Here is a 21,802-nt window from a genome sequence, read left to right on the forward strand (position 1 = left end):
CCCGACGTCAGGTCAACCTTCGCTGGAACCGTCTCTCGGTTGCAGGCCCTTCAACACCGCAAAGGGCGAGATTTCTCCCGGCTCCTTGGGCTGTTCAAAAACAGCGCCGGGCTTGCGCGGGAAGGGATCGAGGCTGAGGGCCAGTTGTTCCACAGCGTACTGACCCAGGTCCAGACTGCCGCCCTCGATCTGATCTGGCGAATCGTCATCCAGTTCCAGATCGATTTCGCTATCCTCGTCCTGCTCGCGCTCGGTGGCCTCGACCATCTGCACCGAGAACTTGCGATCGACGTGAACGGGCAGAGGCTCCAGGGTCAGACCACAGGTCTGGACGGCGTCAGCGACCACTCGCCCTTCCAGGCGCCAGCCGGACACGGTCGGGACCAGGTTGATGTCGACCTCGAACGCCTCCAGCGATTGAAGGTCCAGGACGCGTGCGATCCGCTTGAGGGCCTCCGCATCCGGCGTCAGGCGACGCTGCACGCCGGCACCGATGTGATGCAGCCTCAGCGGTTCGCTATAGGCCAGGGCAGGAATATCGTTCATGCGGCGATCTCCGCCCAGGCCGGAACGCTGGACACGGCTTCAAACGACTGGGTCGCCAGGTTCTGACGCGACGTCACGGCGTAACGCGCCAGCGCGCGTCCGGTGTCGGCATCAGGGCTTTCATAGATATTCTTGGCAAGGGACTGGGCCAGGGCGTCCACGTCTTCTGCGCGCAACGGTCCCTCATAAGCGCTCATGCGACCGTACAGCGACTCGCCCAGCTTGCGCATCTTCTTGCCGACCGAGACGTCGCCGACGCCGAGTTCCCGCAAGGTGTTGTCCAGCGAAGAGATGTAGGTGTCGAACAGCTTCTGGGCCGCGACCTCGCCACGCTCGCCGTCCTGCTTGAGTCGAAGGAATAGAATCAGCACGTGCAGGGTGTAGAGCTCAAACCGGGCGTCGATCCGGTCCGCCACCCCGAGGGAGGCGTAAAAGGCTGGCTGGCGCGCCTGTTCGACGGCCAGGGCGTACAGGGCGTCGCCCTGGCGCTCATCGGGTCGTCGTCGGAATAGATTTCTAAGCATGAGCAACAGCCCCTTTTTCGCCGCGCCGTTGCACTAGGACGCAGCGACGGTTAGGTCAAAGACCTTGTTCTGCTGAGGCCGACGCTGATGCCCCGATTTACTCCGATCTTCGCCGCCATTTCACTGGCCGCCGCCGCCGGCGCCTGTGCGCCCGTCGTCGCCACCCAGGGCTTCCAGGCGGTCGACGCCAAGCCTCAGGACGTCGTGGCCGGCACCGACACCAAGGAAACCGTCCTGGCGCGCCTGGGTTCGCCCTCGACGACCTCGACGTTCGAGCCTGACACCGTCTGGTACTACATGACCCAGATGACCGAGCGCTACACCTACAACACGCCGCAGGTGTCGCAGCGAACGGTGACCGAAATCACCTTCAACAAGGCCGACGACAAGGTCGCGGCGGTGCGCACGCTAGGCCTGGAGGACGGTCGTCAGATCGCCATGCAGCGTCGCGAGACCCCGACTCGCGGCCGTCAGCTGACGATCCTCGAGCAACTTCTGGGCAACGTCGGCCGCGGCCAGTTGCCGCGCACCGAAGAAGACGTGCCCGGCCAGCGCCGTCCGGACTAGGCGTCCAGCCTCACGTCGCGACCGCTACGTCGAGTTTCAGGCTCAAACGACAAACGCCCCGGAGATTGCTCTCCGGGGCGCCTTTCGTTCGAGAAACGGGGTTCACACCTCAGACGATCTTCCCGCTCGCCAGCACCGCCAGCAGCAGCAGGGCTACGATATTGGTGATCTTGATCATCGGGTTCACCGCCGGGCCGGAGGTGTCCTTGTAGGGGTCGCCCACGGTGTCGCCGGTGACCGCGGCCTTGTGCGCCTCGGAGCCCTTGCCGTGGACCACGCCGTTCTTGTCGGTGAAGCCTTCCTCGATCAGCTTCTTGGCGTTGTCCCAGGCGCCGCCGCCGGAGGTCATCGAGATGGCCACGAACAGGCCCGTCACGATCACCCCCATCAACATGGCCCCCAGTGCGGCGAAGGCGTTGGCCTTCTCCGGCTGGATGAACAGCACGACGACAAACAGGACGATGGGCGACAGCACCGGCAGCAGGCTGGGCACGATCATCTCGCGGATGGCCGCGCTGGTCAGGATGTCCACAGCCTTGCCGTACTCGGGTTTGGTCTGGAACGTCATGATGCCTGGGTTTTCACGGAACTGACGACGCACCTCGGCCACGACGGCCTCGGCGGCGCGCCCCACCGCCGTCATCGACATCCCGCCGAACAGGAAGGGCAACAGCCCCCCGAACAGAAGGCCGACCACGACATAGGGGTTCGACAGGTCAAACGCGACCGTGCCCAGACCGTAGAAGAAGCTGCCCGGCTGCGCCTCGGCCGCGAAGAACTTGAGGTCCTCCACGTAGGCCGCGAACAGGACCAGAGCGCCCAGCCCCGCCGAACCGATGGCGTAGCCCTTGGTCACAGCCTTGGTGGTGTTGCCCACGGCGTCCAGTGCGTCGGTAGATACGCGAACTTCCGGCGGCAGGCCCGCCATCTCGGCGATGCCGCCGGCGTTGTCGGTGACAGGGCCAAAGGCGTCCAGCGCCACGATCATGCCCGCCACGCCCAGCATGGTCGTGGTGGCGATGGCGATGCCGAACAGGCCTGCCAGCTGGAAGGCCGCGACGATGCCGACGATGATGGTCAGCGCCGGCAGGGCCGTCGATTCGAGCGAGACGGCCAGGCCCTGAATCACATTGGTGCCGTGCCCCGACACGGAGGCGTTAGCCACCGACTTCACCGGACGGAAGCCCGTGCCGGTATAGTATTCGGTGATGACCACGATGGCCGCCGTGACCAGCAGGCCGACGACGCCGGCCCAGAACAGGTTCATGGGCTGGATCAGCAGACCCTGCACCTCGACCCCGCCAGCGGGAACAAGCTGATGGATGACCCACCAGACGGCGATCACCGACAGGACGCCGGTGACGATCAGGCCCTGATACAGGGCCCCCATGATGTTGCCGCTCTTGCCCAGTCGAACAAAGAACGACCCGATGATGGAGGTCACGATACAGATGCCGCAGATCGCCAGCGGCAGCAGCATCATCACTTCGACATAGGACTGGTCGCGGAAGAAGATGGCCGCCAGCACCATGGTCGCCACGGTCGTGACGGCATAGGTTTCGAACAGGTCGGCGGCCATGCCGGCGCAGTCGCCGACGTTGTCGCCCACATTGTCGGCGATGGTGGCGGCGTTGCGGGGATCGTCCTCGGGGATGCCCGCCTCGACCTTGCCCACCATATCGCCGCCCACGTCCGCGCCCTTGGTGAAGATGCCGCCGCCCAGCCGCGCGAAGATGGAGATCAGCGAGGCCCCGAAGCCCAGGGCCACCAGGCCGTCGACGACTTCGCGGCTGGTGCTCTCAAAGCCCATGCCCTCGGTCATGAAGGCGTAGTAGCCGGACACGCCCAGCAGGGCGCCCCCCGCCACGAACATGCCGGTGATGGCGCCAGAGCGGAAGGCCAGATCCAGCCCCTTGGCCAGGCTTTCAGACGCAGCCTGCGCCGTACGCACGTTAGCCCGCACCGAGATCAGCATCCCGGCGAAGCCCGCCGCGCCCGACAGCACCGCGCCGATCAGGAACCCGAGCGCAGCCCAGGGCCCGATAAGCAAAAAGGCCGCGACCAAGATCACGACCCCCACCACACCAATCGTTGTGTACTGACGCTTCAGATAGGCGGACGCCCCTTCCTGAATCGCCGCCGCGATTTCTCGCATCCTGTCATTGCCGGTTCCGGCCTTCATCAGGACGGCGGTCTGGACAGCGCCGTAAAGCACCCCCAGTGCGCCGGCCGCTATGACCAGCCATAGATAGTTCGTCATGGCGTTTCCAAGCCCTTGTGCAACAAGCACACGGATCCTTGGCGCGGGCGGGCGTTTCGCCTCTCTCCGCCTTCCGGTCCCCCCGTGCGCCTACGGACGCATGTTCACGTCCCCCGGGAATTGCGGCTTAACAGTGTCAAAAGGATCGCTGTGAAGCAACAGCGGTTTCTCGACCAGGTTCTAGACGCCCTGCATTCCCGTACGGCGGCGGGGGGACTGGCTTACGACCTCGACGCGGGTCACCGCCCCTCGTCCGACCAGGGTCGAGGCGGAACGGATCAGGCTGGCGCTCAGGGCGGTTGTATCCAAAGCCAACCAGGTGTCGGGCAGGACAAAGGGCGTGCGGTGCCCCGCGCGGACCAGGGCGTCGCGCAGATGGGCCTCCTTGGCTCGGACAGCCTCTACCGTATGCGCCGGCCCCAGATGCAGCTTCAGGACGATGAAGACGTAGTTCCTCACCCGGCCGTCCGTGATGACGGGCAACCCCATGCCGGGCAGGTTGAGGACAGCGGCGGCGGGCGCGGCCTTCTCGCTCGCCTGCACGGCCCCGGCGACCGCAGAGGCGGTCAGAATGGCTCCAGCCTTGATCAAAGCGCGACGTTGCATGATCACAGGCTAGCCCGCCCCGGTTAGGATTCCGTTGCCTAGTCGTGGGTCCAGCCCACGCGCGTCGGGGTGATTTCCGCACCCAGGTGACGCACGACCACGCCCTGCCCTTCGACCACGCGGCCGATGCGGGTCAGACGCAGATGGCGGCGCTCCGCCTCGCGGCGCAAGGCGTTCTCGGCCCCTGCGGGCACGGTCAGGATGATCTCGTAGTCGTCACCGCCGGTCGCCAGAAGCTCCAGGGCGCCTTGCGGATCGACGCGGCCGTCCAGCCAGGCCTGGGCGGCCGCCGACAGGGGCAGAACCTCCAGGTCCATTTCGATACTGACCTTGCTGGCCTCGGCTATGTGGCCTGCGTCCGCCAGGAGGCCGTCGGAGACATCGGCGCTGGCCGTGGCCAGGCCCCGAACGACCGGGGCGAACTCGACGCGAGGCATGGGGGTACGGTAGGCGGCCTCCAGCGCATCCATGCGCTCGGGCTCCAGCGACAGCATGCCCTGCGCCGCCTGAAGCCCCAGCCATCCGTCGCCGATCGTGCCGGTGACGAAGACCAGGTCGCCCGGCCTCGCCCCGCCCCGGCTGACGGTCGAGGAGGACGGCGCCCAGCCCAGCAGGGCGGCGGAGAAACTTGCTGGTCCCGGCGTCTTGACCGTGTCGCCGCCCAGCAGGGAAATGTCGAAGATGGCCTGATCGCGCCGCAGCCCGGCGACGAAGGCCTCCCGCTCGGGCCAGCCGCAGCGCTCGGACCAGTGGCAGGCCAGCAGGTAGCCGAATGGCTCGGCCCCCTTGGCGGCCAGGTCGGACAGGTTCACGCGCAGCAGCTTCTGCGCCACCGTGTCCAGCGGGTCGTCGGGCAGGAAGTGGACGCCCTCGATGATGGCGTCCTTGGTCAGGATCAGATCATGTCCCGGACGCGAGGGCAGCACGGCCACGTCGTCGGCCAGTCCCCTCGCCCATTCCGGGTGGGCCAGCGGCTTCAGCAGCCGCTGGATCGTCTCGAACTCGCCAGCGACGTCAATCGCGGGCATCGCGCGCCACGCCGTCGAGCGCCGCGTTCACGAACTTCGCCTCTGCTTCATCGAAGAAGGCCTTGGCCAGCTCGACATACTCGTCGATGACGATTTCGCGCGGCACGTCAGGCTTGGACTTCAGCTCCCAGGCGCCGCAGCGCAGCAGGGCGCGCAGGGTGGCGTCCAGACGCTCCATCCGCCAGTTGGAGGCCAGACGCGCCTTGACCGCGTCATCAATGGCCCGCTGATCCTCGACCACGCCGTGGACAACCTCGGAGAACCAGTCCTCGTCCGCCTCGGCCAACGGCGCGCCGTCGATGTCGGCGTCGAAGCGGTGATCGCGGAATTCCTTGACGATGACGTCCACGCCCTCGCCCGCCAGCTCCATCTGATACAGGGCCTGGACGGCGGCCAGACGGGCGACCGTGCGGGCGCGTCGCTGACGGCTGGTCAGCTGCGGCTCGGCGCGGGCCTTGTCGGCCTCGGCCAGCTGGGCCATGACTTCGGCCACGGTGGCCGGGGTTGTGTTGGTCGGCTCGGTCACGAGGCCAGTCCTCCGCGCAGGCGCTTGCGCAGCGCGATCAGGTCCAGACAGGCGCGGGCGGCGCCGCCGCCCTTGTCGCCCTCGCTCATCCGGGCGCGCGCCCAGGTTTGCTCTTCGTCCTCGGTCGTCAGGATGCCGTTGCCGATGGCCAGACCCTTGAGGCCCAGATGCATGATGCCGGCGGCCGACTGATCCGAGACGATCTCGAAGTGATAGGTCTCGCCGCGAATGATGCAGCCCAGAGCGACATAGCCGTCATACCGCGGCGCGGTCGGATACCGACCAGCCTCCTCGGCCAGGGCGATGGCGGTCGGAACCTCCAGGGCGCCGGGCACGGTGACGACGTCGAACTGCACGCCTTGCGCGCGCAGGGCGTCCTTGGCCCCTTCCAGAAGGGCGTCGGCCAGATCGTCATAGTAGCGCGCCTCGACGATCAGGACGCGGGTGGGGTCGTTCAGGATTGGTCTTCTCCGTCCATATCGCGCCAGCCCACGATGCGCAGGCCGTAGCCTTCAAGCGCCGTCGGATTGGGCCGCGTCGAGCTCATCACGATCATGTCTTTGACGCCGAGGTCGAGCAGAATCTGCGCCCCGACGCCATAGGCTTTCAGCGAACGATCCACCGCGGTCGGCTTGTCCGCCCCGCCCAGGCGCTCGGCCAGCCCGTGCAGCCCCGGATCACGCAGGAAGACGACGACGCCGGGACCGTCGTTGGCCGTCAGGGCCTGCATCGCCTTGGGAATATAGTCCTGTCGCGCCTCGACATGGCCCAGCAGGTCGGCGGCGAAGTCGATCTGGTGCATCCGCACCACCGTCGGCCTGGTCGGGTCGATGTCGCCGCGCACCAGAGCGATGTGTTCGGCGCCCTCGATGGTGTTGCGGTACAGGATGAGCTTGAACGGTCCGCCGTGGACGCTTTCGAACGGCGTCTCCAGCACGCGCTCGACAAAGCGCTCGGTGCGGCGACGGTAGGCGATCAGGTCGGCGATGGTGCCGATCTTCAGGCCGTGCAACTGGGCGAAGGCGATCAGATCAGGCATCCGCGCCATCTCGCCGTCGTCCTTGATGATCTCGCAGATCACCCCGGCAGGGGTCAGGCCGGCCATGCGGCTGATGTCCACGGCGGCTTCGGTATGGCCGGTGCGGACCAGGACGCCGCCGTCGCGGGCGACCAGGGGAAAGATGTGGCCGGGCGAGACGATGTCGTCGGCGCCCTTGGTCGGGTCGGCGGCGATCTGAACCGTGCGGGCGCGGTCGGCGGCGGAAATGCCGGTCGTGACGCCTTCCCGGGCCTCGATCGAGACCGTGAAGGCCGTGCCCATGCTCTCGCGGTTTTCAGCAGCCATCGGCGGCAGACGCAGCTGGCGCGCGCGTTCCGCCGTCACGGCCAGGCAGACCAGGCCGCGCGCGTGCTTGATCATGAAGTTGATCTGATCCGGCGTGGCGAACTGGGCCGGAATGATGATGTCGCCCTCGTTCTCGCGATCCTCGGCGTCCACCAGGATGTAGGGACGGCCGTTGCGGGCGTCCTCGAGAATGTCCTCGATCGGGCTGATCGGGCTGTCGTTCATGTTTGCCGCCAGTTGCATCACGCCGTCTCCTGCCAGCGCGCGAGATAGCGCGCCAGCATGTCGATCTCCAGATTGACCTTGTCGCCCGCCTTCAGGGCGCCAAGCGTCGTCGCATTCCACGTATGCGGAATGATGTTCAAGTCGAAGCGGCGCTCTTGCACCCCATTCACGGTCAGGGAAACCCCATCGACGGTGATTGAGCCCTTGGGCGCGATAAAACGGTGCAGAGGCGCGGGCGCCTCGACCACGATGCGGTGCGATCCGCCCTCGGGGGTGATGGACACGACCTCGCCCAGACCGTCGACGTGGCCCGAGACGATATGGCCGCCCAGTTCGTCGCCCAGCCTGGCGGCGCGCTCCAGATTGACGCGGTCGCCCTCGGCCCAGTCGCCCAGCTTCGTCTTCGACAGGGTCTCGCCCGAGACTTCGACCGCGAACCAGCCTCCCCGCTCGTCATGGCCCTTCTCCGTCACCGTCAGGCAGCAGCCGGCGTGACTGATGGAGGCGCCCAGGTCGATGGTCGCCGTATCCCACACAGTTTCAATCTCATAGCGACGGTCGCGCTCGGTGCGGCGGACGCTGCGGACGCGGCCGATGTCGGTGACGATGCCGGTGAACATGAAAGCTCCGGTCCCTTTGGACCCAAAAAACAGAGTCTAATTAGTCTGAATCGTCTGAAATCAGCCGTCGGAGCGCGCGTAGCGTTCCCACAGGTCGTCTCCGACAGGCTCGACGCCCAGACGACGGAACTTGGGGGCGTCGGCCAGCTTTGCAAGCGCCAGCGACGCCACGCAGGGCCGCCCCTCCCCGCCCAGCAGGATCGGCGCGCGAAACCATTCGATCGCATCCACCACGCCTGCTTGCAGGAAGGAGGCGGCGACGCGGCCTCCGCCCTCGATCAGCAACGACGTGACGTCCCGTGAGGCCAAGGCCTCCAGCACGGCGGCGATGGCGGGACGGCCGTCCTCGGAGGCGACGGCGACGACCTCGGCCTGGCCGATGGCGTGAGGCGCGGCGGTCGTCAGAATCAGGGTGTTGGCAGATGCGACCTTGGCCGTCGCGGAGGTGCGCAGGCGGCTGTCGAGGACGACGCGCAACGGATGCGGCCCGGCATAGTCAGGTAGGCGAACCGTCAGTTCGGGATCGTCAGCCAGCACCGTCTCGACGCCGACCAGGATGGCGTCATGGGTCGCGCGCAGGCGATGGCCCTGCTGGCGCGCTTCAGGCCCTGTGATCCATTGGCTCTCGCCCAATGCCGTGGCGATGCGGCCGTCGAGCGACGTCGCCAGCTTCAGGGTGACGCGCGGGCGCATCAGGCCTTGCCGGTGTCGTCGCTGCCCTCATCCAGCCCTTCGGCGCCGAGGAATTTGGCGAAGTCTCCGGTGTGGCGGAAGTCCTTGTAGACGGAGGCGTAGCGAACGTAGGCGACCTCATCGACCGACTTCAGCGCCTTCATGATGAAGTCGCCGACGATGCTGGACGGGATCTCGGTCTCGCCCAGGCTTTCCAGCTGACGCACGATGCGGCTGACCAGGAGCTCGACCTGTTCAGGCTGGACCGGGCGCTTGCGCAGGGCGATGCCCAGCGAGCGTTCCAGCTTGTCGCGGTCGAAGGGGGTGCGACGGCCGTTCCGTTTCAGGATGACCAGTTCGCGCAGCTGCACCCGCTCGAAGGTGGTGAAGCGCCCGTTGCACTGCGGACAGGACCGACGGCGCCGGATGGCCGCGCCGTCGTCAGACGGGCGGCTGTCCTTGACCTGGGTGTCGGCGTTTCCGCAGAAGGGGCACTTCATCCCGCAGACCTCTTAGCCGTAGATCGGGAAGCGTGCGGTCAGTTCCCGCACCTGGGCGGCCACGCCCGCGACCACGGCCGGATCGGCTTCATCCCCGCCATTCATCGACGAGACGACGTCGGCGATCCAGTGGCCGATCTGCTTGAACTCGTCCTCGCCGAAGCCGCGCGTGGTGCCGGCCGGGGTGCCCAGACGGACGCCCGAGGTCACGGTGAAGGGGGCGGTGTCGAACGGCACGCCGTTCTTGTTGCAGGTCATCAGCGCCTTCTCGAGCTCATGCTCGGTGGCCTTGCCGGTCACGCCCTTGGGACGCAGGTCGACCAGCATCAGGTGGCTGTCGGTGCCGCCCGAGACGATGGCCAGGCCGCGCTCGATCAGGACGCCGGACAGGGCCTGGGCGTTCTTGACCACCTGTTGGGCGTAGCCCTTGAACTCGGGCTTCAGCGCCTCGCCGAAGGCCACGGCCTTGGCGGCGATGACGTGCTCCAGCGGGCCGCCCTGGAGGCCGGGGAAGACGGCCGAGTTGATCTTCTTGGCGATGTCGCCGTCGTTGGTCAGGATCATGCCGCCGCGCGGACCGCGCAGGGTCTTGTGCGTCGTGGTGGTGACGACGTGGGCGTGCGGCACCGGGTCAGGATAGGCGCCGCCAGCGATCAGGCCGGCATAGTGGGCCATGTCGACCATCAGATAGGCGCCTACGCTGTCGGCGATCTCGCGGAAACGCTTGAAGTCGATGTGGCGGCTGTAGGCCGAGGCGCCGGCCAGGATCAGCTTGGGCTTCTCCTTCTCGGCCATTTCGGCGACGTGGTCATAGTCGATCAGGTGGGTGTCTTCGCGGACCTTGTAGGTCACGGGGCGGAACCACTTGCCCGACTGGTTGGCGGGCGAACCGTGGGTCAGGTGGCCGCCGCAGGCCAGGTCCATGCCCAGGAAGGTGTCACCGGGCTGCAGCAGGGTGAAGAAGACCGCCTGGTTGGCCTGGGCGCCCGAGTGGGGCTGGACGTTGGCGAAGGCGGCGCCGAAGAGTTCCTTGGCGCGCTCGCGGGCCAGGTCCTCGGTCACATCCACGAACTCGCAGCCGCCGTAGTAGCGACGGCCGGGATAGCCCTCGGCGTACTTGTTGGTCAGGACCGAGCCCTGCGCGTCCAGCACCGCCTGGGAGACGATGTTCTCGGAAGCGATCAGCTCGATCTGCTCCTTCTGGCGGCCAAGCTCGCCCTGGATGCCCTTGAAAATCGCCGGATCAGCATCGGCGAGGCTCTTGGAAAAGTAGGAGTCGTGGGTGAAGGCGGTCACTGGCGGGCATCCCGAAGGCTGGAGGCTGAAACGGCGGGACCTATCTAGGCCGCGTCGCCGAACACCACAACATCTAGGGGGTCAGCGCTGTGATAACGCTCGTTTCAGTTTGGCGATCGCCACCCGTTCGACGGCCCGCGGCTCCAGCGCCGGGCCCATGGCCGAGACCTCGACGCCAGTAGCCGTATGGATGGCCGAGCACTTCACATAGGTCCCGTTGCGAACGAGCTCGATGATCACCTCACCCAGCTCGGCGTCCTGCATCAGGCGGCGACCGGCTGCCGGGCCACGTTGCAGTGCGACCACAGCTTGTCCATCGCGTCGACCAGCGCGTCGATCATGCCGTCGTCATGGTTGGGCGAAGGGGTGAAGCGGAGGCGCTCGGTGCCCTTGGGCACGGTGGGGTAGTTGATCGGCTGGACGTAGATGCCGAAGTCTTCCAGCAGCATGTCCGAGATCATCTTGCAGTGCACCGGATCGCCGACGTGCACCGGCACGATGTGGCTGACGCTGGGCAGGACCGGGATGCCGGCCTGGGTCAGGCGGCGCTTCAGGGTTTCGGCGCGCTCCTGATGGGCGTCGCGCAGTTCGGGGTGGGCCTTCAGATGACGGACCGAGGCCAGGGCCCCGGCGGTCAGCGCCGGCGGCAGGCTGGTGGTGAAGATGAAGCCCGAGGCCCAACTGCGGACCGCGTCCACGATCACCGCGTCGGCGGCGATGTAGCCGCCCATGACGCCGATGGCCTTGCCCAGGGTGCATTCGACGATGTCGACGCCGGCCAGCAGGCCGTCGCGCTCGGCCACGCCCGCGCCGGTCGGACCATACAGGCCGACCGCGTGGACCTCGTCCAGATAGGTCATGGCGCCATACTTCTTGGCCAGGGCGATGGTGCCGGCGATGTCGGCAATGTCGCCGTCCATCGAATAGACGCTCTCGAAGGCGACGAGCTTGGGCGCGGCCAACGGCGCGGCGGCCAGCAGTTCCTCGAGGTGTTCCAGATCGTTGTGGCGGAAGATGTGACGCGGGCCGCCGCCGTGGCGGATGCCCTCGATCATGGAGGCGTGGTTCAGGGCGTCCGAGAAGATGATCAGGCCCGGCAGGATCTTCTGCAACGTCGCCAGCGTCGCCTCATTGGCCACATAGCCCGAGGTGAACAGCAAAGCCGCTTCCTTCTGGTGCCAGCTGGCCAGCTCGGCTTCCAGATCGACCGCCGAACGGGTGGTGCCGGAAATGTTGCGCGTGCCGCCGGCCCCGGCGCCCACGGCGTCGATCTCGGCCTTCATGGCGTCCAGCACCAGGGGATGCTGACCCATGCCCAGATAGTCGTTGGAGCACCAGACCACGACGTCCTGTTCGGAGCCGTCCTCGCGGCGGCGGACCGCCTGCGGGAACTGGCCGCGCACGCGTTTCAGATCGGCGAAGACGCGATAGCGGCCTTCGCTGCGGACCTGCTCTACCGAGCTCTGAAAGGCGGACTTATAGTCGAACAAGACGGTAGTTCTTTCGCTTATACAGCTTTCCGGGCCTAATTGCGCTCGCCGCTCAGCCTTGTCCATGTTCAGAGCCGGACAAAACGTCTCAACCCCTTAATTGATAACGGTTCTCAGAAACGACACCCGCTAGTTATGGAACCAGAGACGACAGTGGGACGCGCGTCACCTGCACATCCTCCTTGTTGGTCGCATAGCCGACGTAGAGCCAGCCGTTCCACAGGATGCTCTTCGGATAGTGATAGCCGGGCCGCTTGTACTGGCCTTCGTAGCGCAAGGGCTGTAGGTCCCCCGCCCCGCGCAACAGGAAGCTGCGGTCGAACATGGTCCCGTCGCGGCCGAGCGTCACGGCCAGCGGCATCCTTGGGCGAGCCGAGTTCGGGGCATTGACCAGATAGGCGGTTCCATCGGGCAGATTGCCCGCGCTCTGCTTGGCGCGGGCGTCTGGCATGTCGGTCAGGACCGGCGTGGTCCAGGTGACGCCCTGGTCGCAGCTTTCGGACGCCAGTTGGCGGAAGCTCAGCTCCTCGTCGCGGAAGACCATGACGGCGCAGTCGCCGCGCTGAAACAGGCTGGGCTCGATCTCGCGGCTGAGGCGCTTTTCGTGCTCGGCCGCCGCGCCGCTGGCGTCGCGCGGCAGGTTCTGCATCCGCCCGGCGGTCCATCCCGACAAGCCCAGCGGGTCGTCAGTGTAAAACGGTCCCGCGATCATGCCCGGCCGCATGTGGAAGCCGGTCATCAGCCGCCCGTCGATCAGATGCGGGTCCTGTTCGATGACGCCTTCGACGGGTCGGCCGTCGGCGCCCATGACGCGTTGCGGCTCGCTCCAGGTCTCGCCGTCGCGGCTCAGGCGGTATTCGGCATAGCCGCCGGCTCCCGACTGGAAGCCGTCGGGCCAGACGTTGACGTAGGCGACCAGCGTCTCGCCGTCCGTCCACCAGCCGCCGCTGGAACGCATCAGCCCGCCCTCGCCCGCACGGGCAAGAACGGTCGGCGCAGACCAGGTCGCGCCGTCGTCGCTGACGCTCCAGGCGACCCAGGTATCGGGCGCATCCTCGTCGCGGGCGGAGCTTTGCCACTGGGCGTAGAGCCGCCCCTTGAAGGGCATCAGCACCACGCCGTTGCTGAACCGGTCGGTTGCTTCGTTGGGGGCAAAGACGGTGAAGGTCTGGGTTCCGGCAGCGGGCTGGAGACCCAGATCCGGCGCATCCGCCTGGAACAGGCCCGGGGCTATACGATAGGGCGGATCAGCCGGAGCGGCCGCGATCAGACCGACCGCCGCCAGACCAACCAGCAGCGAAAGCCGCCTCACTGGGCCAGCGTATCCAGACGGCCGCGAAGCATCTGGACCATGGCCGAGAAGTCCTTGCCGCCATAGCCGAGGCCGTTGAACAGGGCGTAGAGGGCCTCGGCCTGGGCGCCCAGCGGGGTCGTGGCGCCCGCCTTGGCGGCGGCGTCCTGGGCCAGCTTCAGGTCCTTCAGCATCATGGCGGTGGCGAAGCCGCCTTCGTAGTCGCGGTTCGACGGGGCGGCCGGGACCGGCCCGGCCCACGGATAGTAGCTGCTGACGCTCCAGCACTGGCCCGAGGACTTGGAGGCGATCTCGAAGAAGCGCTCCGGGTCCAGACCGAGTTTCTCGGCCAGGGCGATGGCTTCGCAGGTGCCGACCATGGAGATGCCGAGCAACATGTTGTTGCAGATCTTGGCCGCCTGACCGGCGCCGTGGCCGCCCGCGCGGATGGTGATGCGGCTCATGGGATCGAGGGCCGGTTCGACGCGGGCGAAGTCGGCCTCGTCGCAGCCGACCATGAAGGCCAGGGTGCCGGCGTCGGCGGCGGCGGTGCCGCCCGAGACGGGGGCGTCGGCGAAGGCGTAGCCGGCCTCCTTGGCGAGGCCTGCGACCTTGCGCGCCGTCTCTACGTCGATGGTCGAGCAGTCCAGCAGCAGGGCGCTGGAGGGCGCCGCGCCGATGATCTGATCGGAATAGACGCTCAGCACGTGCGGTCCGGCGGGCAGCATGGTGATGACGATCTCGGCGTCCTTGACCGCCTCGGCGACCGAGCTGACGGCACGGCACCCGGCATCGGCGGCGCGTTCCAGCGCGGCGGGCGACAGGTCGAAGGCGGCGACGTCATGCCCGGCCTTAGCCTGATTGGCGGCCATGCCCCCGCCCATGTTGCCGAGACCGATGAAGGCGATGCGAGTCATCTGAGCGTTCCCTTATGGATTTTGCGGCAGGGTTAGCGCCCCCTGCCCCGCTTCGCCAGTCACCAGTTCGACACTCAGCCCGGCTTTTTGAAGCGATAGACGAACTGGTCGGTCTTGCCGCGAATGGCCTCGTCGAAGACGTTCAGGCTGTGATCGTCGGCCGGGTTGGCGACAGCCGACGTTTCGCCGTCGAAGACGAAGCCGGCGGCCTCGACCTCACGGCGCAGTTGCGCGCCCTCGATGCGGTGCAGGGTCTCGACGGCGGTGTTGCCGGCGCCGGGCGCGGCCTGATGGTCGATGACCACGAACAGGCCGCCGGGCTTCAGCGCCTTGAAGATGTCCGCGTTCATCTTGGTCACGTCCACGCCGAAACGGGGGATGTGGAAGTCGTGGTATTCCTGGCTCATGAAGACCAGGTCCAGCGGCGCATCGAAGGTCATGGCGTCCAGGTCGCCGTTGACGCGGCTGACGTTGGGATAGGCGGCGACCAGGGCGTCGGCGCGCGGGTTCTCGCGTTCGGCGGTCTTGTTCGGCACGAAGGCGTAGACGTGGCCGCCCTCGCCCACCACGCGCGAGAACAGGCGGGTGAAATAGCCGGCGCCCGGGCGGATGTCGGCCACGCGCTGGCCCGGCTGAACCTGGGCGAAGGCCAGGATTTCGGCGGGATGACGCAGGGGGTCGCGGGCGACCTCATCAGCAGGGCGCAGGGTGTCGGCGACGGCGCTCTGGACCAGAGACGACGGCGCGGTCTGTGCGAGGGCCGGCGAACCGGCAAGCATCAGGGCCGACAGGGCGGCGGCGAGCAGGCAGGACTTCATGGGGCGACCTCCGAAAAGCTGGCTGCATAAGGCGCGTGCAAGAGGCGACTGACAAGCCGCCTCTTGCCGTAAAGATCAGCCCGCCGACATCGACGCCGGGGACTGCTTCTCCTTCAGCGTCACCAGTTCCTCGGCCATGGTCGGGTGGACGGCGCAGGTGGCGTCCCACTGGGCCTTGGTCAGGCCGGCCTTCACGGCGATAGCGGCCAGCTGGATCATCTCCGGGCTTTCGGGGCCGACGATGTGGACGCCGACGACGCGCTGGCTTTCGGCGTCGACCACCAGCTTCATCAGCACCCGCTCGTCCGAGCCAGTGAAGGCGTACTTCATCGGCCGGAAGCGAGTGACATAGACATCGACGCCGTTCGAACAGGCGCGACGCGCGTCATGCTCGGACAGGCCGACGACGCCGACCGGCGGCTGGCTGAAGACGGCGGTCGCGACGGCCTCGTAGTCGAAATGCTGCGGGTTGTTCTTGTAGACCGTCTCATGGAAGGCGACGGCCTCGCGGATGGCGACCGGGGTCAGGTTCATCCGGTCGGTCACGTCGCCGATGGCCCAGATGTTGTCCGCCGAGGTCTTCGAGAAGGGATCGACGGCGATGGCGCCCTCGTCGTTCAGCTCGACGCCCGCCTTCTCCAGCCCCAGTCCCTTGACGTGGGGGACGCGGCCGGTGGCGAACATGATCACGTCATGCTCCAGCGTCATGCCGTTGCCGAGGTGGCTGACCAGACCGGTTTCGGTCTTCTCGATCGAGGTATGCTGGCAGCCCAGGATGACCTTGATGCCCCGCTTTTCGATCTCGCCCGCCAGATGGGCGCGCACGTCGTCGTCGAAGCCGCGCAGGATGTTCGGGCCGCGATAGATCAGGGTGGTTTCGACGCCGAGCCCTGCAAAGATGCCTGCGAACTCGACCGCGATATAGCCGCCGCCCGCGATCATGATGCGCTTGGGCAGTTCCGGCAGGTGGAAGGCTTCTTCCGAGGTGATGGCGTGTTCGACGCCGGGCAGGTCCTCGGGCTTCCACGGGCGGCCGCCGGTGGCGATCAGGATCTTCTCGGCGGTGAAGGTCTGGTTCTTGCCGACGATCTCGACGGTGTGAGCGTCCTTCATCACGGCGCGGCCGTGGACCAGATCAACGCCCGCCTTGCCCAGGTTGGCGGCGTAGATGCCCGACAGGCGGGCGATCTCGACGTCCTTGGCCTCCAGGAAGGTCGGCCAGTCGAATTTCGCATTATCGAAGGACCAGCCGTAGCCCTCTGCGATCTCCAGCGCGTGGCTGACCTCGGAGGCCATGACCATGAACTTCTTGGGCACGCAGCCGCGGATGACGCAGGTGCCCCCGACCCGATACTCCTCGGCCACAGCCACCTTCTTGCCGCCCAGAGCGGTCAGGCGCGCCGCGCGCACCCCGCCCGAACCGGCGCCGATGACGAAGAGGTCGTAGTCGTAAGCGTCGGCCATTCCGCAAGCTCCGGGCGCCGCGTCGGCGCGTCAGTCAAAGGGGCGCATCCAGGCATCGGCGCGCCCGCACAAGCATCGCAGTTAGGCAGGAGCGCCGCGCCGCGCAAGCCGAAGCGGATTTGACCTGCCCCTCGATTACGCTCAACCTCGGCGAACAACATTTCACGAAAGGAGGCGTTCATGTTCGCCTCGCTGCTCGCCGCCCTCGCGATCGCCGTCGCTCCGCAGGAACAGACGGCCGCCGTCACGCCCGATCAAACATCCGACGCCGTGCGGCTTGAAGACGTCGAAGTGACCGGACGTCGGCTGGACTCGCTGATCCGCTCCTTCGTCGATGAAGTCGCCGCGCCCAATCCGAACCGGGGCATCGCGCGGTGGGACACGCGTCTTTGCGTGGGCGTCGCCAATCTTCGCGGCGAGGCGGCGCAGTATCTCGTCGACCGGGTCTCGACAGTGGCCGAGGACGTCGGCCTTACCCCGGGCGCGCCGGGCTGCAAGCCCAACCTGATGATCATCGCCACGGAAGACGGCGGTGCCCTGGCCGCGGAACTGGTCCAGCAGCACAAGGGCGCGCTTCGCATGGGCGGATCGGGCATGGATCAAGGCGGCGCCGCCCTGCGCCGGTTTCAGGAAACGGATCGGCCGGTGCGCTGGTGGCAGGTCAGCATGCCGATTGATTCTGAGACCGGCATGCGAGCGACCCGGATTCCGGGTGAGTGCACCAACGCCTGCACGACGCTGTCTGACTTTGCGCCAACCATCAATGTCTTCGCCGCTTCGCGCCTGTCCACCCAGATCGTCGACAACATCTTCCGCACCATCGTCATCGTGGACGTGAGCCAGACGGGCGACGTGAACATCAACCAGTTGGCGGACTATATCGCCATGGTGTCGCTGGCGCAGATCAACCCAGACGCGGACACCAGCGCCTACGCCTCGATTCTGAACGTCTTCGCCGAACCGGACGGCGCAGCCTGGCTGACCGACTGGGACCGGGCCTATCTCGCCGGCCTCTATGACGCGGAACGAACCCGGAAAAGCCTGCGCGCCGGCAAGTCAGAGATCGCAGCCTCGATCCATCGGGCCCACGAACAATCGCAATCCGATCAGCCGGATTGACGCCGGAAAATTCAGAAAACCTGACGTTTCAGATCAGCGCGGCCAACGTCGTGTAACGAAGATATGGAAAGGTGTTCGAAATGTTGGCCTTTGCTCTCGCCGCCATGCTGGCGTCCACGCCCAGCCAGACTCCGCTGACCGTCACCCCGCCGTCATCGCCGGAAGTCGAGAGCGCGGTTCGCCTTGAAGACGTCGAGGTCACCGGCCGCCGTCTCGACACCATGATCCGCAGCTTTATCGACGAGGTGGCGGCGCCAAACCGGAACCGCGGGCTGGCACGCTGGTCAGGGTCGGTATGCGTGGGAGCGGCCAATCTTTCGAATGACGCCGCCCAATATCTGGTGGACCGCGTGTCCACCGTCGCCGACGATCTCGGACTCAGGCCCGGGACGCCAGGCTGCGCGCCCAACATCATCATTGTCGCTACGGATGATGCCGATCAACTCGCCCAGGCCATGATCGACCGAAGCCCCCGGGCCTTCCGCATGAACGGCGCTGGCATGGATCGCGGCGGTGCGGAACTGCAACGCTTCGCGCAGTCAGACATGCCGGTCCGCTGGTGGCAGGTTAGCATGGCCTTCGATTCTGTGACCGGCATGCGAGCCACCCGTCTTCCCGGAGACGGTCACGACAATGGAGCGGGCGGTCAAAGCGTCAACTATGCGCCCCACACGCAAATGCGTAGTGGATCTCGCCTGACGACCCAGGTCCATGACAACCTCTTCCGTACCTTCGTGTTGGTCGATCTCAACAAGATGAACGGTCTCACGATTGACCAACTCGCGGATTACATCGCCATGGTGTCGTTCGCCCAGATCGACCCTAGGGCCGACACCAGCCGCTACACGTCGATCCTCAACCTGTTCGCTGACCCGCAGGCGGCATCGACTGGGCTCACAGAATGGGACAAGGCCTATCTCGGCGGCCTCTACGACGCACAGCGCACCCTGAGGAGCGTGCGCGCCGGGCACACCGAAATCGCCGCGTCGATCCATCGCACCCATGGCCGCCTGACCTCGGACACCGAGGACTGAGGTCCAACGCGCTCACCGACGGCTTCGGTCGTCGGTGAGCAGGCCCCGGGTCAGGGATTCAGCGTCTCGAACCCCTCGTCCGTGCCGATAATGGCCAGGTCGGTGAGGTCGAGGAACAGGCCGTGTTCGACCACGCCGGTCAGGCTTTTCAGGTCGGCGGCGAGGCGGGCCGGATCGGCGATGACCTTGCAGGCCGCGTCGTAGATGAGGTTGCCGCCGTCGGTGCGGATCAGGCCGCGGTCGGCCTGACGGACGCGGGCGGGCATGGGGATGTCGTGGTCGGCCAGGACGTCGGCGATGCGGTTGGCGGTGGTCTTGTGGCCGAAGGCGACGACCTCGATCGGCAGGGGGAAGGTCCCCAGCACCGGCACGACCTTGGCCGCGTCGGCGATGCAGATGCAGCGTTCAGACGCCTCCCACACCAGCTTCTCGCGCAGCAGGGCCGCGCCGCCGCCCTTGATCAGGGCCAGACCTGGACCGATCTCGTCGGCGCCGTCGACGGTCAGGTCGATACGGGGGGTGTCCTCCAGCGTCGACAGGGTCAGACCCAGCTCGCGCGCCAGATCAGCCGTGCGCTCGGACGTCGGGACGCAGCGCAGGTCCGGCAGGTTGCGCGCCGCCAGCGCCTTGACGAACCAGGCGGCGGTGGAGCCGGTGCCCAGACCGACCACCATGCCGGCCTCGACATGGGCGGCGGCGGCTTCGCCGGCGTTCTTCTTCTGCAGGTCGCTCATTGGGATTTCGCCGCCTTCTTTGCGCGCATCGTGTCCATGAAACGGGCGGCCCAGCCCGGCTTGGTCGTCTGTTCGGCGCGGCCGAGCGCCAGATCGCCGGGCGCCACGTCCTTGGTCACCACCGAGCCGGAGCCGACCATGGCGCCCGCGCCGATGGTCACAGGCGCGACCAGCGCCGAGTTGGAGCCGACGAAGGCCCCCTCGCCCACCGAGGTGCGGTGTTTGAAGAAGCCGTCGTAGTTACAGAAGATCGTGCCGGCGCCGATGTTGGCCTTGGCCCCCACATGGCCGTCGCCGAGGTAGGCCAGGTGGTTGGCCTTGGCGCCGGCGTCCATGCGGACGTTCTTGACCTCGACGAAGTTGCCGATCTTGACGCCCTCGCCCAGGTCCGCGCCGGGGCGCAGGCGGGCGTAGGGGCCGATCTCGGCGCCGCTGGCGATCTTGGCGCCCTCGATATGGCTGAAGCTGCGGATACGCGCGCCCTCGGCCACGACGGCGTCGGGGCCGAAGACGACGAAGGGCTCGATGGTCGTGCCGGCGCCGACTTGCGTGTCCCAGGCGAAATGGACGGTGTCGGGAGCCGACATGGTCACGCCCGCCGCGAGGAAGTGCTCGCGCTGGGTTTGCTGGAACAAGGCCTCGGCCTGCGCCAGTTCGCCTTGCGCGTTCACGCCCATGACAGAGTCCTCGGCGGCGAAGACGGCGCGGGTCGGGGCGCCGCGCTTGCGGGCCAGCTCGACCACGTCGGTCAGGTAGTATTCGCCCTTGGCGTTGTCGTTCTTCACCTCGGCCAGCAGGTCGAAGAGCAGGCCGACCGGCGCGGCCATGACGCCGGAGTTGCAGGCGGTGATAGCCAGAACCTCGGCTGAAGCCTCCTTGGCCTCGGTGATGGCCAGAAGGTCGTCGCCTTGCAGGATCAGACGGCCATAGGCGCCGGGATCGCGGGCCTCGAAGCCGATGACGGTGACGCCTTCGTGTATGTCAGCGAAGACCGGCTCGATGTCGGCGGCCTTCAGCAACGGCACGTCGCCATAGGTCACGACCACATGGCCGATGAAGTCGCCCAGCACGGTCTCGGCGGCGCGCACGGCGTGGCCGGTGCCCAGCGGCGGGTCCTGAACGGCGATGGAGTCTTCGCCCAGACGGCGGACGACGTGGTCGCGGACTTCCGGCGAATGAGAACCGACGACGACGACGATGCGCTCGCAGCCCAGGGCCTCGGCGGCGTCGATGGCGTGATCCAGCATGGCGCGCTGGCCCACCGGATGCAGCACCTTGGGCAGGGGCGACTTCATCCGCGTGCCTTGGCCTGCGGCGAGGATGATGGCGGCCCTGGGATGAGTCTGGGGATGTGGTGCGGTCATGAATCGATCCGGCGGCTTGTCGTCCTGCGCGATCTAGCCCATTGCCGGGGTCTGCGCGAGCCGGGAGACAAGAGTGAGCATCGAACGCGATCTGGAAGGCTGGACCATCGCCTTCGACCTGGACGGGACCCTGGTGGACTCGGCGCCCGATCTGATCGGCACGCTGAACCGGATGCTGGCCCAGTATGAATTGCCGCCCGTGCCCCTGTCCTCGGCCCGTCATCTGGTCGGACATGGGGCCATGGCCCTGCTGCGTCATGGCTTCATGGAGGCGGGCGCGGCCTGGGACGAGGCCCATGCGCCCGGCCTGTTCGAGCGTTTCATCGAGGACTATCTGGCCCACATCGCCGACGAGAGCACCGTGTTCGACGGCGTGGTCCCGGCGCTGGAGCGGCTGGCCGCGCGCGGGGCCATCCTGTGCGTGGCGACCAACAAGCGCACCGACCTTTCGGTCGCCCTGATCGAGGCGCTGGACCTGACGCGGTACTTTGCCTTCGTCGCCGGGCCGGACGCGGTGTCGGCGCGAAAGCCGAGCGGGGCGCATATTCATGAGGCGGTGCAGAAGGCGGGCGGGGATCCGGTCCGCTGCGTCATGGTCGGCGACAGCACCACCGACACCAAGGCGGCCAAGGACGCGGGCGTGGCCTGCATCGTCGTCGGCTTTGGCTACAACGACGTGCCGCGCGAACAGCTGGGCGGGGACGTGGTGATCGACCACTACGACGGGTTCGAGGCGGCGTTGGCTCAGGTGATGGGCTAAGGCCCCTCGCCCGCCCCTCCATCGCTCATCCCGGCGAAGACCGGGCCAGATGCCGAACGCGGCCCGGAAGCGGACGCTCTGAAGTTCGGCTGGGGG

24 protein-coding genes are annotated in these 21,802 nt (G+C 67.0%); 4 read left to right on the forward strand and 20 right to left on the reverse strand.

Annotated elements, in window-relative coordinates; genetic code table 11:
- Positions 1 to 12: 12 nt before the first annotated feature.
- Both ACOZBP_RS03865 and ACOZBP_RS03870 read right to left on the reverse strand, forming a co-directional pair.
- Positions 13 to 546: a YceD family protein gene (locus ACOZBP_RS03865; protein ID WP_422675126.1), complete on the reverse strand. Its 534-nt coding sequence runs from the start codon at positions 544 to 546 to the stop codon at positions 13 to 15.
- Complete coding sequence (locus ACOZBP_RS03870; protein WP_422675127.1) at positions 543 to 1,070, reverse strand: ubiquinol-cytochrome C chaperone family protein; 528 nt, start codon at positions 1,068 to 1,070, stop codon at positions 543 to 545. Before ACOZBP_RS03870 ends, ACOZBP_RS03865 begins: the two co-directional genes overlap by 4 nt.
- Positions 1,071 to 1,157: 87 nt before the next feature.
- On the opposite strand from ACOZBP_RS03870, the gene bamE reads away from it, so the two are divergent.
- The gene (gene bamE, locus ACOZBP_RS03875; protein ID WP_422675128.1) at positions 1,158 to 1,637 is read left to right on the forward strand and encodes an outer membrane protein assembly factor BamE domain-containing protein; all 480 of its coding nucleotides are present in this window, start codon (positions 1,158 to 1,160) and stop codon (positions 1,635 to 1,637) included.
- 109 nt (positions 1,638 to 1,746) lie between these two features.
- On the opposite strand, the gene ACOZBP_RS03880 is transcribed toward bamE, so the two are convergent.
- The 16 genes from ACOZBP_RS03880 to gor all read right to left on the reverse strand — a co-directional run bounded on the left by ACOZBP_RS03880 (position 1,747) and on the right by gor (position 16,695).
- Complete coding sequence (locus ACOZBP_RS03880) at positions 1,747 to 3,897, reverse strand: sodium-translocating pyrophosphatase (RefSeq protein WP_422675129.1); 2,151 nt, start codon at positions 3,895 to 3,897, stop codon at positions 1,747 to 1,749.
- A gap of 180 nt (positions 3,898 to 4,077) precedes the next feature.
- Positions 4,078 to 4,503 (reverse strand): hypothetical protein, encoded by a 426-nt coding sequence (locus tag ACOZBP_RS03885; RefSeq protein ID WP_422675130.1) that lies wholly within the window; start codon positions 4,501 to 4,503, stop codon positions 4,078 to 4,080.
- Between the two features lie 38 nt (positions 4,504 to 4,541).
- Complete coding sequence (gene thiL / locus ACOZBP_RS03890) at positions 4,542 to 5,531, reverse strand: thiamine-phosphate kinase (protein WP_422675131.1); 990 nt, start codon at positions 5,529 to 5,531, stop codon at positions 4,542 to 4,544.
- Positions 5,518 to 6,012 (reverse strand): transcription antitermination factor NusB, encoded by a 495-nt coding sequence (gene nusB, locus ACOZBP_RS03895; RefSeq protein ID WP_422675486.1) that lies wholly within the window; start codon positions 6,010 to 6,012, stop codon positions 5,518 to 5,520. Before nusB ends, thiL begins: the two co-directional genes overlap by 14 nt.
- Before the next feature lie 41 nt (positions 6,013 to 6,053).
- Complete coding sequence (gene ribH / locus ACOZBP_RS03900) at positions 6,054 to 6,518, reverse strand: 6,7-dimethyl-8-ribityllumazine synthase (RefSeq protein ID WP_409360106.1); 465 nt, start codon at positions 6,516 to 6,518, stop codon at positions 6,054 to 6,056.
- Complete coding sequence (gene ribB, locus ACOZBP_RS03905) at positions 6,512 to 7,645, reverse strand: 3,4-dihydroxy-2-butanone-4-phosphate synthase (protein WP_422675132.1); 1,134 nt, start codon at positions 7,643 to 7,645, stop codon at positions 6,512 to 6,514. The genes ribH and ribB overlap by 7 nt, the downstream gene beginning before the upstream one ends.
- A complete protein-coding gene (locus ACOZBP_RS03910) occupies positions 7,645 to 8,247 on the reverse strand; it encodes a riboflavin synthase (protein WP_422675133.1) in 603 nt (200 codons plus the stop codon). Before ACOZBP_RS03910 ends, ribB begins: the two co-directional genes overlap by 1 nt.
- A gap of 60 nt (positions 8,248 to 8,307) precedes the next feature.
- The gene (ribD, locus tag ACOZBP_RS03915; protein ID WP_422675134.1) at positions 8,308 to 8,940 is read right to left on the reverse strand and encodes a bifunctional diaminohydroxyphosphoribosylaminopyrimidine deaminase/5-amino-6-(5-phosphoribosylamino)uracil reductase RibD; all 633 of its coding nucleotides are present in this window, start codon (positions 8,938 to 8,940) and stop codon (positions 8,308 to 8,310) included.
- Complete coding sequence (gene nrdR / locus ACOZBP_RS03920; protein ID WP_422675135.1) at positions 8,940 to 9,419, reverse strand: transcriptional regulator NrdR; 480 nt, start codon at positions 9,417 to 9,419, stop codon at positions 8,940 to 8,942. Before nrdR ends, ribD begins: the two co-directional genes overlap by 1 nt.
- Before the next feature lie 12 nt (positions 9,420 to 9,431).
- A complete protein-coding gene (gene glyA, locus ACOZBP_RS03925) occupies positions 9,432 to 10,715 on the reverse strand; it encodes a serine hydroxymethyltransferase (protein ID WP_422675136.1) in 1,284 nt (427 codons plus the stop codon).
- An 81-nt stretch (positions 10,716 to 10,796) separates the two neighbouring features.
- A complete protein-coding gene (locus tag ACOZBP_RS03930; RefSeq protein ID WP_422675137.1) occupies positions 10,797 to 11,021 on the reverse strand; it encodes a DUF6898 family protein in 225 nt (74 codons plus the stop codon).
- Entirely contained in the window at positions 10,979 to 12,205 is a 1,227-nt protein-coding gene (hemA, locus tag ACOZBP_RS03935; RefSeq protein WP_422675138.1) for a 5-aminolevulinate synthase, read from the reverse strand. The genes ACOZBP_RS03930 and hemA overlap by 43 nt, the downstream gene beginning before the upstream one ends.
- Positions 12,206 to 12,338: 133 nt before the next feature.
- Positions 12,339 to 13,517 carry a sialidase family protein gene (locus tag ACOZBP_RS03940; RefSeq protein WP_422675139.1) on the reverse strand — a complete coding sequence of 393 codons (1,179 nt, stop codon included), beginning with the start codon at positions 13,515 to 13,517 and terminating at the stop codon, positions 12,339 to 12,341.
- A complete protein-coding gene (gene mmsB / locus ACOZBP_RS03945; RefSeq protein ID WP_422675140.1) occupies positions 13,514 to 14,413 on the reverse strand; it encodes a 3-hydroxyisobutyrate dehydrogenase in 900 nt (299 codons plus the stop codon). Before mmsB ends, ACOZBP_RS03940 begins: the two co-directional genes overlap by 4 nt.
- Before the next feature lie 74 nt (positions 14,414 to 14,487).
- On the reverse strand, positions 14,488 to 15,231 hold the full coding sequence (locus ACOZBP_RS03950) for a class I SAM-dependent methyltransferase (protein ID WP_422675141.1): 744 nt from the start codon (positions 15,229 to 15,231) through the stop codon (positions 14,488 to 14,490).
- 75 nt (positions 15,232 to 15,306) lie between these two features.
- On the reverse strand, positions 15,307 to 16,695 hold the full coding sequence (gor, locus tag ACOZBP_RS03955) for a glutathione-disulfide reductase (RefSeq protein ID WP_422675142.1): 1,389 nt from the start codon (positions 16,693 to 16,695) through the stop codon (positions 15,307 to 15,309).
- Positions 16,696 to 16,875: 180 nt separating this feature from the next.
- Here gor and ACOZBP_RS03960 point away from each other — a divergent pair, with 180 nt between their 5' ends.
- Complete coding sequence (locus ACOZBP_RS03960; protein WP_422675143.1) at positions 16,876 to 17,814, forward strand: hypothetical protein; 939 nt, start codon at positions 16,876 to 16,878, stop codon at positions 17,812 to 17,814.
- Between the two features lie 80 nt (positions 17,815 to 17,894).
- Positions 17,895 to 18,848: a hypothetical protein gene (locus ACOZBP_RS03965; RefSeq protein ID WP_422675144.1), complete on the forward strand. Its 954-nt coding sequence runs from the start codon at positions 17,895 to 17,897 to the stop codon at positions 18,846 to 18,848.
- Positions 18,849 to 18,898: 50 nt separating this feature from the next.
- Here ACOZBP_RS03965 and rpiA read toward each other — a convergent pair whose 3' ends face one another.
- Both rpiA and glmU read right to left on the reverse strand, forming a co-directional pair.
- The gene (gene rpiA, locus ACOZBP_RS03970) at positions 18,899 to 19,582 is read right to left on the reverse strand and encodes a ribose-5-phosphate isomerase RpiA (protein ID WP_422675145.1); all 684 of its coding nucleotides are present in this window, start codon (positions 19,580 to 19,582) and stop codon (positions 18,899 to 18,901) included.
- Positions 19,579 to 20,946, reverse strand: coding sequence for a bifunctional UDP-N-acetylglucosamine diphosphorylase/glucosamine-1-phosphate N-acetyltransferase GlmU (gene glmU / locus ACOZBP_RS03975; protein WP_422675146.1), 1,368 nt, complete (start codon positions 20,944 to 20,946; stop codon positions 19,579 to 19,581). The genes rpiA and glmU overlap by 4 nt, the downstream gene beginning before the upstream one ends.
- 73 nt (positions 20,947 to 21,019) lie before the next feature.
- On the opposite strand from glmU, the gene ACOZBP_RS03980 reads away from it, so the two are divergent.
- Positions 21,020 to 21,706: an HAD-IA family hydrolase gene (locus ACOZBP_RS03980; protein WP_422675147.1), complete on the forward strand. Its 687-nt coding sequence runs from the start codon at positions 21,020 to 21,022 to the stop codon at positions 21,704 to 21,706.
- Positions 21,707 to 21,802: the final 96 nt, after the last annotated feature.

The organism is Brevundimonas sp. NPDC058933 (assembly GCF_049315965.1).
Taxonomy (GTDB): domain Bacteria; phylum Pseudomonadota; class Alphaproteobacteria; order Caulobacterales; family Caulobacteraceae; genus Brevundimonas.